We start from the raw sequence: 16,982 nt of genomic DNA on the forward strand, positions 1-16,982 counted from the left end.
TTTTTCTTTATTTTCCACCATCTATCTCTAGTAATAAAGAAAAGTTAAATTCATCACACTCTGAAAACCCTCTCATTCTTCCGATTTAACACTACATATCGTAGTTTAAATTTCGAAAAAAATATCGCCAAATAATCACCTATAATTTATACTACAAAAACAAAAAATCATAATTTAATCCTTCTTCATTTAACTTATACTTTTGCTTAAATATTCCCTTTCTCCTTTCACACTACGAATTGTAGTACAAAATAAAAGAAAGGTCAAATATAAGTATTCAGCCTTTTAGAACTACAATATAATACATTAAATTCAGTCACTTCTAATCAAAAAATATTCTCACCTTGTAAACTCTTTCTATAGGATAACCCCCTCATATTATCTAAACTTTTATAAAAATAATATTCCCTATTCACAACATGACATATAAAAGCAGCCACCTATTACGATAACTGCTTTATATCATTAATAAACTACATAATTTTCACATTATTCTGGTTTATTAGGAATATTAGGGTTTGGAACATAATCAGATTTATAATCTGTATATTTCACTTCCGTTACCATCCCTGCTGAAGCATGATGTAGGTCGTGACAGTGGAACATCCACTCACCCGGATTGTCTGCTACAAAGGCGACTTCATATTCTTCACCTGGTTTTAAGTTCAACGTATCTTTTACAATTGGAGAACCTTCTATCGGTTTTCCATCTTTACTCAACACCTGAAAGAAGTGACCATGTAAATGCATCGGATGATCATCCATTTTAGAGCGATTTACTAATTTCACTTTTACTAAGTCACCTTTTTTCACTGGAATTGGATCAATATCCGGAAATACTTTTCCGTTAATTGTATATACCATTTCATTTCCATTCATTTGCGTATTCAAGTCCATATTATATGAAGTAGTATACTGCTGCTCTAGTGTGAAACTACCTAATTTTTTCTCACCATATTTCGTCATATCTAATTTTGGTAGTTTTTCTTTTTCATTTGCTATGTCTTTCATCTCTTTATTACCTTCATATTCAATAATGGTTTTCATTCCTTTTGCACCTTTATCTGCCGAATGGTCTTCCACATACCATTTCCCAGGATTATTAGCAGTAAACTCAACATCATAACGTTCACCCGGTGCAATTGAAATTATTGTATCCTTTATAACTTTGGGATCATTTATTGGTTGACCATCTGTTGCAATTACTTTTATATCATGACCGTGAACATGTATATCATGTGATAAATAACCAGCATTAACGAGTCGCAGACGAACTTTATCTCCCTTATTCACTTTCAATGGCGCTACTAAATCACCACTTTTTCCATTGATTGTGAATAAATCATACATACTCATATCATGACCTTCCATCTTCATATTTCCATGGTCCATTCCTGCCATATTGCCAGGGTCTTTTTTATCACTGTCCATTTCCATACCAGAATGATCCATGCTGTTCTTATCATCATTCTTTTTCGCATTTTCATTATCCTTACTAGATTTATTACCGTCTGCTTTTTCTGTTTTTCCTTTTGTCATTTCTTTTAACTGTTTATTAATCTCTTCTTTATCTGTTATCCATTCATCTAACATTAATGTGTAATCTTTATCATACTTTTCATTTGTATCTTCTACAACGAGAGCACCATATAATCCTCTATCTAATTGATTCACAGAATCTTGATGCGAGTGATACCAGTACGTTCCTGGTACGTTTGCTTCAAATTCATAGGTGAAACTTTTTCCAGGTTCAACCGCATCTTGCGTCACACCTGGAATTCCATCCATGTTATTTGGAACAGGATACCCATGCCAATGAACAGATACCGGTGCAGATAGTTCATTTTTTAATGTCACCTTCACCTTTTCACCTTTTTTCACCCGAATTTCCGGACCAGGAGATGAACCATTAAATGTCCAGACCGGAACAATAACACCGTTATTTAACTTTTGCTTTTCTTCTTTCGCTATTAAAGTAACTTCTGGTCCTTTTTCAACTTTCAATGGTTTTGTAGCTGTTTCAGTCTGTGATGTTTTTTTATCATTCATGTTTTTATGATCATTTGTTGTATTTGTGGCCAAAGAACATGCAGCAATTAAAGATATTACAGAGACTGTAACAGCTGTTAATACAAATCGCTTCATGGAAAATCCCTCCTTTTTCTTTTTCAAAATCATTATAGAAGATGATTTTCAAGAAAATATGGAGATTTAAAATGAACAGAATGAAAAGGTGCTCAAAATTGAGCACCTTTTCTACTTATTATTTCGTAACAACCTCATCTTCTTTTACATTTACATTATTTTCTCTCATAAACGCTTCAATCTCTTCAACTTCTCTAATGATATCTTTTGACAAGTTTTCGTATCCGTCTTTCGTTACAAGAATATCATCTTCAATACGAATTCCAATTGATTCTTCTTCAATATAAAGACCAGGTTCAATTGTTATAACCATACCTTCTTCTAACACTCTATCTTTATATGTCCCTACATCATGCGTATCTAAACCAAGGAAATGGCTGACACCATGATAATAATATTTAGACAGTTCCTCATCTTCTTGTATTAAACCAACTGCTTTACACCCTTCTGCAAGTACTTTTTTAGCATGCTCATTTAATGCAGCGAACTTTAAGCCTGGCTTAATAATCTCTGTTGTTTCTTTCAATGCTTTTAATACAATATTATAAATTTGTTTTTGGCGACTAGAGAATGTTCCATTTGCCGGGAATGTATAACTAATATCAGCGTTATAGTAATTTTTTTGAGCGCCTAAATCTAGCAGTACTAAATCACCATTTTGAATTTGTGCATCATTATCTTCATAATGAAGAACTGTAGCATTTTTCCCACTTGCCAAAATTGTATTGAAAGCATGATGCTTAATGCCAGATGATTTTAGTATGAAATCAAACTGAGCTTCTAATTCATATTCCATCATGTCTGCTTTTGCATGCTTAAGTACGTTGTAAATACCGTCTGTCGTTACAGCAATCGCCTCTTTCATAATTTCAATTTCCTCTTCTGTTTTAAACACTCGTAATTCACAAATATTCGGATATACATTACCAATTGTTACGTGTGGATATTGTTCTCTTACATGTTTAGCAAATGCTAATGTTTTTGTCTCTGTACCATTCCATTCACGACGCTCTAAATCTAAATATAGATGCTTCACATTTTCTGTAAAAAGTATATTTGACATTGTCTTTTCAAAGCTATCTAAATATACAACTTTCTTTATACCCGAAATTTTCTCTGCTTCTTCGTTAGAAACTGTTTTACCGACCCACTTTTCCATTACTGGATCTGACTTTTCAATAAAAAGTGTTTCTTCAACACTATTTCCAACCTTCTTCAACATGAAAATAACATTTGGTTCATCGATTCCTGTTACATAGTAAAAATTCCGATTCGGCACAAATTTATAATGTGCATCCGCTGACATATGAGGTGCTTGTCCCGCAAATAAAATAGTAATAGATTCGTCTGGTAATGTGTTTACTAATCGTTCTCTATTTTGAGCAAAAAATGTTGCTTTCATAATAATCCCCCTAGCGTTCTATGTATGATTAAAAAACTAATTATCTAATCAATTCATTTTATTATTGTTACAATTTTTCGTCAATTAATAGTACTCATAGAAAAAGGAAAATCCCCCTTACTAGTACCCCTCTAATCTACATTATGCATACAACTCCACAATTTCTTGACATTTATTCCATATACTTAAAATCTCATATATAGGAAAGGAGCCACAACTTTGAAACATTATGTAGCAACTGGGTTAGCAATTACTTCCTTATTCATAATTACTGGATGTTCTAGCAACACCGAAACAGCACCCGTGAAGAAAGAAACGGTGCAATCTGAGTCAAAAAATATAGAAACAGCAAATACGAGTCCGCAAGACTTCTATAAAGAAATTACATCTGGAAAAATCGAACACATTCACGGAATTGGCTATGCAGGAAATATGCCTGGGGTTTCTATCGCCACTCATAGCGGGATAAAAGTTTATCAAAATGGAAAATGGCTTGAAACTAAGACTGGATTACATGATTATATGGGATTTCAAGCAACGAAGAACGGATTCTTTGCCAGCGGTCATCCTGAACCAGGAGCAAATTTAAAAAATCCTTTAGGATTAATGAAAAGTTCTGATGGCGGTAATACCCTTGAAAAGCTAGCTTTTTACGGAGAATCTGATTTTCATAACCTTGCTGTCGGATATAATACGGAAGCAATTTATTTATACAATGAGCGTCCAAATTCTAAATTACAACAAGGTTTTTATTTCAGTACGAACAACGGGCAAGATTGGAAAAACAGTAAGTTAAAAGGTCTTTCAAGTACGATTCATTCCTTTTCAGTACATCCGGATCAATCTAGTGTAGTCGCGGTAAGTGCTAAAGACGGTGTATATTTATCTACGGATTATGGAAATACGTTTGAATTATTCTCTAAATCACTTGAATCGACCGCAGTTACATTAAGTAATGAAGATGTTATTTACACCCCTATCAATAAGCAAATCGTAACGAAGAAATCAATTGCAACAAATGAAGAGACAAACATACAAATTCCACTTTTAGATTCTAAAGATGCAATTATGTATATTTCACAAAACCCTCAAAATTCAGCTGAAATCGTATTTGCTACAATGAAAGCAAATGTGTTCCTTTCTACCGATGAGGGTAAAACGTGGAAACAGATTACTAAAGAGGGAACATTACAGTTTAATTAGAAAGGTGAATATAACGTGTTTTCAACAATTAGTGAATGGAGCTATCAACTCATGTCTCCTTTAATAGGTGTCGCGAATGCTACGAAATCAGTACCTCTTTTATTTGCGTTTTTATTAGGCATTGTAGGTACACTTGCTCCTTGCCAATTAACAGGAAACATTAGCGCTATTACACTTTATGGCAATCAATCTTTACAAAAGAGATATGCATGGAAACATATACTGTTATTCATTTTAGGGAAAATAATAGCTTTTACGACACTTGGACTATTAGTATGGTTCTTAGGAAAAGAGATTCAGCAAATATTAACTTTCTATTTTCCTTGGTTACGAAAAATGATGGGACCTTTATTAGTTTTAATGGGGCTACTATTGTCAGGTATTATAAAAGGAAGATATTTCTTCTCGATCAAATTTATACGAAACCAAAATGAAGTTGGTTCATTTTTACTCGGATTCTTCTTTTCCTTAGCTTTCTGCCCAACTATGTTCGTTCTATTTTTTGGAACGTTAATCCCTCTATCTTTCTCATATAATTATGGTTACTTGTTTCCGACATTCTTTTCGGTAGGAACAGCTCTCCCTATCGTTATATTAATGTTCATCATCTCCTACCTTGGATTAAATGGGGCACTACTTAAAAAGAGCCGAAAAATAGGAAAAAACATTCAACGTATAGCCGGTGTCCTACTCATTTTAATCGGACTTTATGATACTGCTCTATATTGGTAATACATACAAAAAGGTAAGTTCAATTCATTTGAACTTACCTTTTTTACAAATTATATTTAACTCTTCTGCATGTCCTTTTGCTTCATCTCCCACTTTTTATACAGTAGTACTGCACCAAATAAAAATACTCCCGCAACAAATGAAGCTACTGGTAACATCTTTATCATTTCATCTGGAAATACGAGCGGCAATAGTGGAAATGCATACGCTGCTGGAATACGTACTCCAACGATTTTTAATAAAATAAGCATTAATATCATATTTAATAAAGTGACTACAATCCATGAATCAATCGTAAAGTACAATAACGTTCCAACAGTTGCAGATGCAGTTAATACTAATATTTGTTTAAAAGCCATTTTTTCATTGTACATCGGCTTTTGAAGTGATTCATACACAACAACTAATATTGGTGGAATAACTGCTAATTGTTCATAACCAGTTATCCAACATAAACTGATCCATACGAAATTTAGTATTAGAAATACAGTCATATATTTATACTGTATTTGCACTTTTCGCTCAATACCGTTGTTCAATTTAAATATAAGAACACCTATCATTAAAATAAATGTTAAAGCAAATACCGCGATAACAAATGACCATTCCGTCGCATTTGTTACTAATGGTAATAAACCTGTCGCAATTGATGGTGCTAAATTGGATTGAATTACACGTAAAAACAGCATCATGAATACAAGCGTTAAGCTTACTTTCCCTAAATAGGCTATATCCATTTGATTCACCATAAAACCTATCACAGCCGTTATTGACGGTGCAATAAAAATTTTATCAGGTTGTCTTAGCCATCCTGGCTCACGATATGCCCATAAAGCAACTGCCATCGCAGCTATTTCTGGCAAAATGACTTCCGGATCATTTAATAACACACCAGCTGTTACCATAGCTAAAATAAATAAAATAGCAATCGTATATGAGATGATTGTTTCTTTCTTTGAAATTACTGCATTCATTATTACATACTCCTTTTTGCTTATTACTCTCATAAAGTAAAACAATACTTTACATACCCTACTAAGGTATTGTATATTAACATCTTTTCTATTTCAAGTATTTGTAGTTTTTTCATTATTTATCACCCCATACACTTACAAAACAAGGAATGTTTATAGGCATTGACACTTATTAAAAGATAGGTTACAATAACTATACATTAGTAAGTAACTAATGTAATTAATTCTAACTAGAGGTGAAACAAATGAAAAACATTTTATTCCGTATTAACGAATTATCAAAAAAAGAAAAAGCAACTGGATTAACAGTTGATGAAAAACAAGAACAACAAATGTTGCGTCAAAACTATACACAAACATTTCGTGGAAGCTTAGATTCCATTTTACTAAACACAAAAATTGTTGATCAAAATGGTCTTAACGTTACACCAGCCGCATTACAAGATGCTCAAATACGTTTAAAATTAAGCAAATGAGTTCCGCGCTAAAGAATTTTAATAAAACATAAAAAGAGCTGGATTTCCTATATAGAAATTCCAGCTCTTTTTATTGTCTTTTCTAATTTAGTATACGAACAATACATCGCAATTCTCCACGACACGATCATCGCAAATGCAAGTAAGAAAAACATTCCACTTAACTCCGCTAAATCAATTGATTGACTTAAATACGATTTTAATGCTACTCGTACAGCTAATAATCCGACTAAAATAAATATAAATGCTTTTGACGGTTTCATATATATATGTTCGTTTCTTATTTCAAACTTAGTTGTTTTAATAAGAAATATAGAGAAAATAAGTCCTATACTAATCGCCTCTACTATTTCTAACGATGTTAATCGAAATTCCGGTAAGAAATACATCATTGCGCCAGTACTCATAAAAATTGGCGGTAATATTATTTTCTTTTTCGTTAACGGTTTTTTCGCTGCTTTAAAGCGCAGAAACATGACACCTACAGCCATACAAACCGCTACAATACTTGATAAAAGTGCTATCATACTCTCCCCACTCCTATCTATTTAACAGACTTTTTTAGCAAAATCATAAACCAAACGAGCCCGATACTTATAATAACATGACCTAATCCAGCCATATGGCTTAAACCGTTAAAGTCAGTTCCATTTACTTGTAGAAGACCTCTCCATAGCATTGTAGCAATAGTAAACATTAATCCTACATTATAAACAACAAACCATGCACAAAAGCTCTTTGTTTCTTGTACATGAAACACTTTACATAAAGCTAAAGCAATTAAAAAGAATACGAAACCGAGCACTAATACATGTGTATGCACCAATTGCAACATTGTGGATCCTTTAATTCCTTGTGCTTTCGTATACTCTCTTGCAAATACTCCTGATAATAAACCGATAATTAAGTAAATGAATGCTGCATTATATAATCTCTTCATTCTATTCCTCCTGTTGTAAACTTTCTATATTCGCTGCAATTATTTTAAGCAAAGTTTATGAACGGAATATGAACAAAATATTACATTCAACTTTCGAAAATAAAAAAACCATTCCACAATTCATATTTGCGGAATGGCTTTTTAATTTATTTTAGATCTTCTATTGAGAAAGCACCTGGAAGTAATTGCTCAACAGTCACTTCTTTTTCATCGCCTTTTACATTCGTTAGTAAAACTGGCATTTTCGGTTCACAGAATTCAGCAATCACTTGTCTACAAGCACCACATGGTGAAATTGGTCCATCCGTTTCGCCTGTAATAACTAAGTAACTAAAATCTCGCTCACCTTCTGATACTGCTTTAAAGATCGCTGTTCTTTCTGCGCAGTTACATAAACCGTAAGAAGCATTTTCTATATTACAACCAGTATAGATTTTACCTTCTTTCGTAACTAACGCTGCACCAACAGGAAATTTTGAATACGGAATATATGCTTTTGCTAACATCTTATTTGCTTCTTCAATATATTTTTTCTTATCCATATTATTTCCCCCTCAAAGTAAGTGTAATTATGATTAGTCAGTAATAACTGTATGGACTAATTTAGGAGCTACTGCTGTTTCAGCGATAGAAATGTTCTCATAAATTTTAGCTTTTACATCTTCTACATTTTCGCGATTTGCATAAATCGTTACGAACGGCTCGCCTTCTTTTACTGCATCGCCCACTTTTTTACGTAACATTAATCCTACTGCTAAATCAATTTCATCTTCTTTTGTTGCACGGCCAGCACCAAGTAGCATAGCTGCGATACCGATTTCATCTGCAACAATGTTAGAAATAACACCTGAAGTTTTAGCAGGTACATCAATTACATATTTCGCTTGTGGCATTTTTTCTGGATTGTCTACAATCGAGCTATCTCCGCCTTGATTGCTTAAGAACTCTTTAAACTTCTCAGTAGCTTTTCCGTTCTTCATCACTTCAATTAACATTTCACGCGCTTCTTCTAATGTATTTGCCTTTTTCGCAAGTACAACCATCTGACTTCCTAATACGAGTACTAATTCTGTTAAATCTTCTGGACCTTCACCTTTTAACGTATCAATCGCTTCTTTCACTTCTAGAGCGTTACCAATTGCAAAACCAAGTGGTTGTGACATATCTGAAATAACAGCCATAGTTTGACGTCCTACATTATTTCCGATACGTACCATTGCATGTGCTAATTCTTTTGCATCTTCTTCTGTTTTCATGAATGCGCCAGCACCTGTTTTCACATCAAGTACGATTGCGTCAGCACCAGCTGCAATTTTTTTACTCATAATTGAACTTGCAATTAGAGGAATAGAGTTTACTGTTCCTGTTACATCGCGTAATGCATAGATTTTTTTATCTGCAGGCGTTAAGTTACCAGTTTGTCCAATAACAGCTACTTTGTCACGGTTTACAATATCAATGAACTGCTCTTTCGTAATTTCAACGTGGAATCCTTCTACCGCTTCTAATTTATCGATTGTTCCGCCTGTATGTCCTAAACCACGACCAGACATTTTTGCTACTGGTACATCTAAAGCAGCTACTAATGGTCCTAATACTAATGTTGTTGTATCACCAACACCGCCAGTTGAATGTTTGTCTACTTTAATTCCTTCAATTGCTGATAAGTCGATCGTTTCTCCAGACTCCACCATTGCCATCGTTAAATCTGCACGCTCACGATCTGTCATATCTTTAAAGAAGATTGCCATTGCAAGTGCACTCACTTGATAATCAGGAATACTTCCGTCTGTATATCCATTAATAAAGAATTTGATTTCTTCAGTCGTTAATTCTTTACCGTCACGTTTTTTCGCAATAATATCTACCATTCTCATTACAATCACCATTCCTTTTTATATTATATGAATCTATTAAAATAATAAGCCCACGATTGTTGCTGATAAGAAACTTACTAATGTTGCACCGAAAAGTAATTTCAATCCAAACCTTGCGACTACATTCCCTTGCTTTTCATTTAAGCTCTTAACTGCTCCTGCAATAATTCCAATTGAAGAGAAGTTTGCAAATGAAACTAAGAATACAGATATAATCGCTGTCGTTCTATCTGAGAAATTAAAGTTTCCTTGTGCTAAATCTGTCATAGCGACAAATTCATTTGACACTAATTTTGTTGCCATAATATTTCCGGCATTAACAGCTTCATGCCAAGGTACACCCATAATAAATGCAAATGGTGCAAATACATAACCAAGGATTTCTTGGAATGAAATACCGATTACACCTTTAAATACTGCATTAATGAATGCGATAAGAGCAACAAAACCGACTAACATAGCTGCTACTGTAATCGCAACTTTAAATCCGTCTATAATGTATTCCCCTAATACTTCAAAGAAAGTCTTTTTCTCTTCTTCTTGTACTTCTAACATATCCTCTTCTTCAGTAACTTCATACGGATTAATGATAGAAGTGATAATAAATCCACCGAATAAGTTAAGCACTAAAGCGGTTACAACATATTGTGGTTTTAATAACACCATATACGATCCAACGATAGACATTGAAACGGTAGACATTGCAGATGCACATAATGTATACATTCTTTTCTCTGGCAATAATCCTAGTTGTTTCTTAACTGAAATAAAAACTTCAGATTGTCCTAAAATCGCAGAAGCAACAGCGTTATATGATTCTAGTTTCCCCATTCCATTTACTTTACTTAATGCTAGACCGATAGATTTCACGATAATAGGTAACACTTTAATATGTTGCAAAATACCGATTAAAGCGGAGATAAATACGATTGGCATTAATACACTTAAAAAGAACGAAAACTCTTTTTGATTTACTAATCCACCAAATACGAAATTCACACCGTCAGCTGCATATTTTAATAGCTCTCCAAAACCATCTGCTATTCCGCTAATTAATATATTCCCTACACTTGTATTTAATAATAAAAACCCCAAAATGAATTGTAATATAACCATCGTTATGATTGGGCGATATTTGACTTTCTTTCTATTATTGCTAGCAAGCCAAGCGATACCTAAAATCAATACGAGGCCAAAAATACCAATTAAGTATTTCATAAGCCGTCTCCTCCCATTCGTATCCGCTTACATTTTTTTAATTGTTAAAGCAATAGATACACTTTACTTTGTATATCTATTGCACTTAACTTCATTAATGATTAGTAGTTATCTGTAGCACCTTTTGCATCATTTAATACGATTGCAACACTAGCACTAGCTCCAACGCGAGAAGCTCCAGCAGCTACCATTTTGTCTGCATCTTCACGTGTACGAACGCCACCAGATGCTTTTACACCAACGTTTGGTCCTACTGTTTTACGCATTAATGCGATATCTTCAGCAGTTGCTCCGCCAGTTGAGAATCCAGTTGAAGTTTTTACGAAATCAGCACCAGCTTTTACTGATAATTCACAAGCGCGTACTTTTTCTTCATCTGTTAATAGGCAAGTTTCAATGATTACTTTTACAAGAGCTTTTCCTTTTGCTGCTTGTACTACTTCATAAATGTCTTTTTCAACGAATTCGTTGTCTCCATCTTTTAAAGCACCTACGTTGATTACCATATCAACTTCAGTTGCACCTTTTGCGATAGCATCTTTTGTTTCAAATGCTTTTGTTTCAGTCGTGCTTGCTCCTAATGGGAAACCGATTACAGTACAAACGTCTACATCATGTCCAGCTAATTCTTCAGCAGCTAGCTTCACCCATGTAGGATTAATACAAACAGAAGCGAATTTATATTCCTTTGCTTCTTCGATTACTTTCATAACATCTTCTTTTGTAGTATTAGCTTTTAAAATTGTATGGTCAATTAACTTTGCAATGTTCATTATCTTCACTCCTCATATCTTTTAACAACTTCATTCTAACTCTTAGTTGAACAAATGTAAATACACTTTTGAAATTTTGTTCATACTTTTAAAAGTAATTTTCTTATACTAAATAAAGCGCATTCTAACTAAGAAACACTTCATATATAAAATTAAAACTTTTATATTAACAATGGTAGTATGTATCTCAATATCCATAATTATTTTAAAAACTGCAATTTGTATTCAAAAAACACTCCTATCATACATAACAAAATAAAAGGCTTTCTCAAAATTAATATCTTGAGAAAGCCTTTTATTTTTAACCTTTTTGATAATGTAACAATTCTTTAGCCGTATGCTGATCGATAATTAATACATTTGCATACCCACCACGTAACGCACCATCAATTGCTTTTATTTTTCTATTACCACCTGCAACTAAAATAGAGCGTTTCTTTAATTTCAGTTCCTCTAACTCAATTCCAATTGTACGCTGATTAATCTCTTCGCTACTAATATGTCCGTCTCCATCAAAGAAACGTGAACAAATGTCACCGACCGATTGTTTTTTGAGTAAACTTGTTTCATCCTTATCGAAATAACCTAATCGGAATAATAGCGCTTCGTCTCGCACTGTTCCTACAGTAAAAATTGCAATATTCGCTTGTTTCCCCATTTCGATAATGTGATGAATATGTCGATCCTGCTCTACTAATTCTTTTGTCACTGCATTATCAAATATAACTGGAAGAGGTAGGTTTCTTGGCGTCGTTTGAAAAGCATCTGCAAATAAAGCTATCGTCTCATTCGCATATGTATTTACACTCGAATGACTAATACCACCTTTTAGCTGGACAACTTCTACACCTTTTACATGTTGCGGTACAATTTTTCTAGCGATTTCATACATCGTCATTCCCCAGCTTACACCAACGATATCACCGTTTTTAACCGTCTTTTCCATATACTCAGCTGCATATTTACTTATATACTCTGTAATCGTTGCATATTCTGGCACTGGAGAAAATACGACATGTGCCTCTAACAAGTTGTACTTTTCTTTCAGTAAATTCCCAACGTTATCTAAATCAGCAAATGGATCAGCTATACTAATTTGAACAAATCCTTTTTCTTTCGCGTACTTTAACAATCTAGAAATCGTCGGTCTTGAAATATTTAATTTGTTAGCAATTTCTTGCTGACTATAATCTGATTGATAATATAATCTTGCAACTTCAACGCTTAATTGTTGTTTATCTTTATCCATAGTAACTCAATACAAATCCTTTCCTGTATTTCCCTTTCGTTACAAGCATTATACAGCTTTATGCAAGAAATTTCGACTACCGAATTTTATCTACCTTAGCTTCTATCGCACTTATTACATACAATGAAACCTTATTATGTAGATTTACAAACTCAATATAGATACGCTTGAAACATGTAAACTAATAAATAATTAATTCATCCTTTTTCTACAGTAACGATAACATATCCATTCAAAATGTACGGTAGAATCAAGTTATTTAACATAGAAAAGTTGTATATGAAGCCTAGGATATCACAGACTGTTTTTTCTCATACCTATGGAATTCCCATCCGTTCTCCTGTAAGAGATTGAACTAATGAAACAATAATTTTATTATTTAAAATACAAACTCTCTACAGAACAAAGAATATATATTATGTATCCATGGATATACAATCCCAATCTTCATTTTTATAATTAATTAACCAAAACAAGCCTCTTCGTCTTTCAATAACAATACTTTCCTGCATACCTGCAGTTGCTTCTCTCGCATTAATTCTATCATGTACACAAGCCCAATGAAGCCGATAAATGAGGTCGGCCTCGTCCAAAATCTCTCCTGCACTGCGCAATCTTGTTTGTTGATAAAATTCATTAAAAGAACTACAATCAGAAACAAGTTTAATTGCATAATGACAGTCACAGATTTCTCTTGGAAATTTCAGTGTATTCACGAGACCTATTGACCAAAGTAAAACCCATTGGGCTTCATACTGCCATGCAATCTGTATCGCTTCTGTCTCGTCAGGTTGCTCTGAATTCAGGAAATTTCTTTCCTGCTTTGTTAATGATTCAACCACATCGAATTTTTTTAACAGTTCCATGACGAACTCTTTAGAAGTTTTCAAATCACCTTCTTGGGCAACATCACAAGCATATTGTATGACAATCAGCAAAGCTACTGCTCTCTTCGTAATTTCTTCTCGACTTCTTAACTCAATACTTGTCAAAGGAGGCAATTGAGGCAATCCTTCGATATATGGAATCCTTTTATCTTGCAGGTAACTTATCGATTTTTGTCTTCTTTTCTCCCCATCGGTAGAAGTACTATTCTGTCCCATTATTTTGTTCGTACATGCTTGAGGAGTAAATTCTGAAGGACCAGAGGATCCATCCGGAAATACGATTACTTTTCCATCATTCCCGATAAGAGTTCGATTAGGGATAAAACCAATACCATTTACCTGATTAAGTAATTTAAGAAACAGCTCCACGTATTCATCACTATAATCCTTCTTCGTCTCTATAGCAATTATGGTATTAATTACAGAAATCTGTGCCAAAACTATCCTCTTAAGATGTTCTTCTTGAAATTCAATTTGATCGTACATTTGCATCATTCCAGGAATATTATTGGAAAAATAATCAGGAGATGATTCTTCAGAATCCACCCGAATAATAATTTTATTTTTGCCAAATAGTCTTTTCGATTGAATAGTATATTCATTTTTATTGCGGTCAACCTTGAACCCATTTTTGAAAACTTGATTAATGAAACCTTCTACATCACTTGTATCATTCCTTGATGCAAATATCGTAAAAAATCTCAATGTTCCCCCTCCTCTATTGCCTATTTTCTTCTTAGTTATTAAATTTAGAAAAACAAAAGAACATAAATTGTTTAATATATTATACATGATTAATATATTAAACAGCCTTTTTATTATGGCTTGTCCTTCAATTACATTCCGTTTGATTGTCTGAGTTTTTAATATAAATAATTATACTATCCAGTTAGGACGCCTCCATATACCCACCAAGTTAAGAAAAGCAAATACCCCAAAACAAAAAAATAAGCTTTTTTGTTACAAGTTAGTACAAGATTTCGTTCTGGGGTTACTATAAAATTTTAGCTTGATGGGCATAGGGTAGCACCGCATCACTATCAAGCTAACAGAACAGATTGCCCCCTAAACGAAAATTTCGTAGCTTTTTTAGCGCAGAAGTTCATTATTATCGTTTTTTATGTTTCTTAACTTGATAGAGGTGTGGTGAATCCCTTTTTTAGAAGAAAATACTTCTAAAACCTTGAAGTATTTGAAAATCAATTTTATCTGCTTTTGTCCTTTGAATAATAAAATCTAATCCATTTTTGGTATTGTCCGCATATTTAGGCATTGCTTCAAGTGTATCTGTCAATGGTTTGTTGAAATCGTCCCAATGTATTGGAATAACAAGCTTCGGTTGTACTTTTCGTACAGTTTGCTCGTAATACGTATTTTGGAAAGTACTTTCCTGCTTTCCTAATACCCCTATTCCTAAAAACAAGACATCAGCTCGAATATCATCTAATGCCCCTTCTATATAGTTAGCACTTGGTTTAACAAGGAAAGTTTTATTATTATACGTAATCAAGTAATCATATGAAGAATCTTCATGATAATCTAGGGCTTTAGCTGGTTGTTTAAGTGGCTTTTTTATTTTTTCTCCTTCATCAAAGGTTGGTGAATGTTTCGATGGAAGGACAGTAACAGTAAAATCCCCAAACTTCATAGCCTTATTTACTTCATATATAGACATCTGATTCTTATTTATATCACCACCAATACCTATGTTAATTGCTGATTCTGAACCATATACATGTGTTCCAGTTCGTTTAGCTATATAAGCTAAATCAAACGCATGATCATAATGTGTATGTGCAATAAATAATCCCTTAAGATTATTATTATCAACCCCTATTTGATTAAAAACTTTATCCGCAGTATCTTCATCTGTTTCTATATTGCTGAACAACATTTTTGGTAAGGATGGCCTAGAAATAAAACCATCAATCATTAATTGTGTATTTCCATCATCAAATAGTAAAGATGATGTTCCTAAAAATGTGACCTTTACCTCACCTTGATTCAATACTTTTTGTGTTGTTTTTGGAGCATAATACTCCTTGTATTGGTGAATATCTGCTGAAGGTGTTAAAAACTTATAATAAACGAAAATAGAAGCGATTATTACTAGTACTAATAATCCTATAAAAAACACTCTTAATTTTTTTCTTAATGGGTATTTCAAAAAACATTCTCCTTTCTAGTCAAAAGATATTATTGTTTGACTGTGCTAAATCCTCCTACTTGAGGTTACCAGAAAGTATCTATAAAATTAAAAAAACGCCATTCTTTCCTATGATTCTACAGAAAGAATAACGTTTTTTTTCATTTTAAGGGGAATTCTGTTTTGTTAGCTTGATAGTGATGATGTAGTACCAACAAAATGTGAATTTTGTACTCTAAGAAAAATTTGAATCCAATAAAACCTCTCCGTAAACGTCCAATAGCTTTAAAATATACCAAAATTGAGAAATATGAAAAAGAAACTCCTATGAGTGCCCTTCTTAGCAACTAAGTCCGCTGCAGCGACTACCATAACCCATATGAATTTCTCCTGTAAGAGGATATTTTAAGTTCATATTTAATTATTAAAATAAACCGCACCAAAGTTTTCATTAAATCTTTTACACCAAACAGAAACCGAACCATATTCATTTACATCTATCCCTTCAGGAATTTCGTAGTTTTGGTCTCCTTTATTTCCCTTTAATTTTCCTAATTCAATATACTTATAGTTTTTCACGTCTTCATTATTTTTCAAACGATTTGTAGGAACTAATACAACTCGTACATCTGGCCCATTAGATGTTGCAAAATTAGAAAGTCGTAAAACACGTTTTCCATCCGCTAATTGGTGAATTTTTGCCGTTCCGGCTGTTTCATGGACACCGTTTTGAAACTGACCTTCCCTTATTACTCGATCACTTTGTTGCTTTATTTCAGTTGATTGTATCTCTGCTTGTGGCAATGATTCATTTACGTGCTTATCAATAAATAATTTCTCTGGTCGGAACAATGACCATAAAATCCCCAATACAATTATCAAACCACCTATAAGCCATACATATTTTCTTTTCATAAAGTAAAAAGCCTCCTGTAACATACTGTGTAGTAGTATATTAAC

16 protein-coding genes are annotated in these 16,982 nt (G+C 33.3%); 3 read left to right on the forward strand and 13 right to left on the reverse strand.

Annotated elements, in window-relative coordinates; genetic code table 11:
• Positions 1–489 precede the first annotated feature (489 nt).
• Positions 490–2,145: a multicopper oxidase family protein gene (locus tag DN390_RS20360; RefSeq protein WP_147808251.1), complete on the reverse strand. Its 1,656-nt coding sequence runs from the start codon at positions 2,143–2,145 to the stop codon at positions 490–492.
• Between the two features lie 118 nt (positions 2,146–2,263).
• Positions 2,264–3,547, reverse strand: a complete 1,284-nt coding sequence (locus DN390_RS20365) for an aminopeptidase P family protein (RefSeq protein ID WP_147808252.1) — start codon at positions 3,545–3,547, stop codon at positions 2,264–2,266.
• Positions 3,548–3,766: 219 nt separating this feature from the next.
• Between DN390_RS20365 and DN390_RS20370 the strand changes: the two genes are divergently transcribed.
• Both DN390_RS20370 and DN390_RS20375 read left to right on the forward strand, forming a co-directional pair.
• Entirely contained in the window at positions 3,767–4,750 is a 984-nt protein-coding gene (locus DN390_RS20370; RefSeq protein ID WP_147808253.1) for a F510_1955 family glycosylhydrolase, read from the forward strand.
• Between the two features lie 15 nt (positions 4,751–4,765).
• Positions 4,766–5,482: an urease accessory protein UreH domain-containing protein gene (locus tag DN390_RS20375; RefSeq protein WP_255444086.1), complete on the forward strand. Its 717-nt coding sequence runs from the start codon at positions 4,766–4,768 to the stop codon at positions 5,480–5,482.
• 56 nt (positions 5,483–5,538) lie between these two features.
• Here DN390_RS20375 and DN390_RS20380 read toward each other — a convergent pair whose 3' ends face one another.
• On the reverse strand, positions 5,539–6,456 hold the full coding sequence (locus DN390_RS20380) for an HPP family protein (protein ID WP_147808254.1): 918 nt from the start codon (positions 6,454–6,456) through the stop codon (positions 5,539–5,541).
• 245 nt (positions 6,457–6,701) lie between these two features.
• Between DN390_RS20380 and DN390_RS20385 the strand changes: the two genes are divergently transcribed.
• Complete coding sequence (locus DN390_RS20385; RefSeq protein WP_000789783.1) at positions 6,702–6,932, forward strand: DUF896 domain-containing protein; 231 nt, start codon at positions 6,702–6,704, stop codon at positions 6,930–6,932.
• A gap of 47 nt (positions 6,933–6,979) precedes the next feature.
• On the opposite strand, the gene DN390_RS20390 is transcribed toward DN390_RS20385, so the two are convergent.
• The 10 genes from DN390_RS20390 to DN390_RS20435 form a co-directional block, all read right to left on the reverse strand.
• Positions 6,980–7,459, reverse strand: coding sequence for a CcdC family protein (locus DN390_RS20390; protein WP_147808255.1), 480 nt, complete (start codon positions 7,457–7,459; stop codon positions 6,980–6,982).
• Positions 7,460–7,476: 17 nt separating this feature from the next.
• A complete protein-coding gene (locus tag DN390_RS20395; RefSeq protein WP_097951518.1) occupies positions 7,477–7,872 on the reverse strand; it encodes a DUF2871 domain-containing protein in 396 nt (131 codons plus the stop codon).
• Positions 7,873–8,018: 146 nt separating this feature from the next.
• The gene (locus DN390_RS20400) at positions 8,019–8,414 is read right to left on the reverse strand and encodes a cytidine deaminase (RefSeq protein ID WP_000358522.1); all 396 of its coding nucleotides are present in this window, start codon (positions 8,412–8,414) and stop codon (positions 8,019–8,021) included.
• Between the two features lie 33 nt (positions 8,415–8,447).
• Positions 8,448–9,749 carry a pyrimidine-nucleoside phosphorylase gene (locus DN390_RS20405; protein ID WP_001983022.1) on the reverse strand — a complete coding sequence of 434 codons (1,302 nt, stop codon included), beginning with the start codon at positions 9,747–9,749 and terminating at the stop codon, positions 8,448–8,450.
• A gap of 36 nt (positions 9,750–9,785) precedes the next feature.
• On the reverse strand, positions 9,786–10,967 hold the full coding sequence (locus DN390_RS20410; protein ID WP_147808256.1) for a NupC/NupG family nucleoside CNT transporter: 1,182 nt from the start codon (positions 10,965–10,967) through the stop codon (positions 9,786–9,788).
• 101 nt (positions 10,968–11,068) lie between these two features.
• Positions 11,069–11,740, reverse strand: coding sequence for a deoxyribose-phosphate aldolase (gene deoC, locus DN390_RS20415; RefSeq protein WP_001017444.1), 672 nt, complete (start codon positions 11,738–11,740; stop codon positions 11,069–11,071).
• A gap of 301 nt (positions 11,741–12,041) precedes the next feature.
• The gene (locus DN390_RS20420; RefSeq protein WP_147808257.1) at positions 12,042–12,989 is read right to left on the reverse strand and encodes a sugar-binding transcriptional regulator; all 948 of its coding nucleotides are present in this window, start codon (positions 12,987–12,989) and stop codon (positions 12,042–12,044) included.
• Between the two features lie 416 nt (positions 12,990–13,405).
• Positions 13,406–14,581 (reverse strand): DUF4272 domain-containing protein, encoded by a 1,176-nt coding sequence (locus DN390_RS20425; RefSeq protein ID WP_147808258.1) that lies wholly within the window; start codon positions 14,579–14,581, stop codon positions 13,406–13,408.
• 454 nt (positions 14,582–15,035) lie between these two features.
• Positions 15,036–16,043, reverse strand: a complete 1,008-nt coding sequence (locus tag DN390_RS20430) for an MBL fold metallo-hydrolase (protein ID WP_147808259.1) — start codon at positions 16,041–16,043, stop codon at positions 15,036–15,038.
• A 396-nt stretch (positions 16,044–16,439) separates the two neighbouring features.
• Complete coding sequence (locus DN390_RS20435; RefSeq protein WP_147808260.1) at positions 16,440–16,937, reverse strand: DM13 domain-containing protein; 498 nt, start codon at positions 16,935–16,937, stop codon at positions 16,440–16,442.
• Between the last annotated feature and the right edge of the window lie 45 nt (positions 16,938–16,982).

It is taken from the genome of Bacillus sp. SH7-1 (genome assembly GCF_008042405.1).
Taxonomy (GTDB): domain Bacteria; phylum Bacillota; class Bacilli; order Bacillales; family Bacillaceae_G; genus Bacillus_A; species Bacillus_A thuringiensis_N.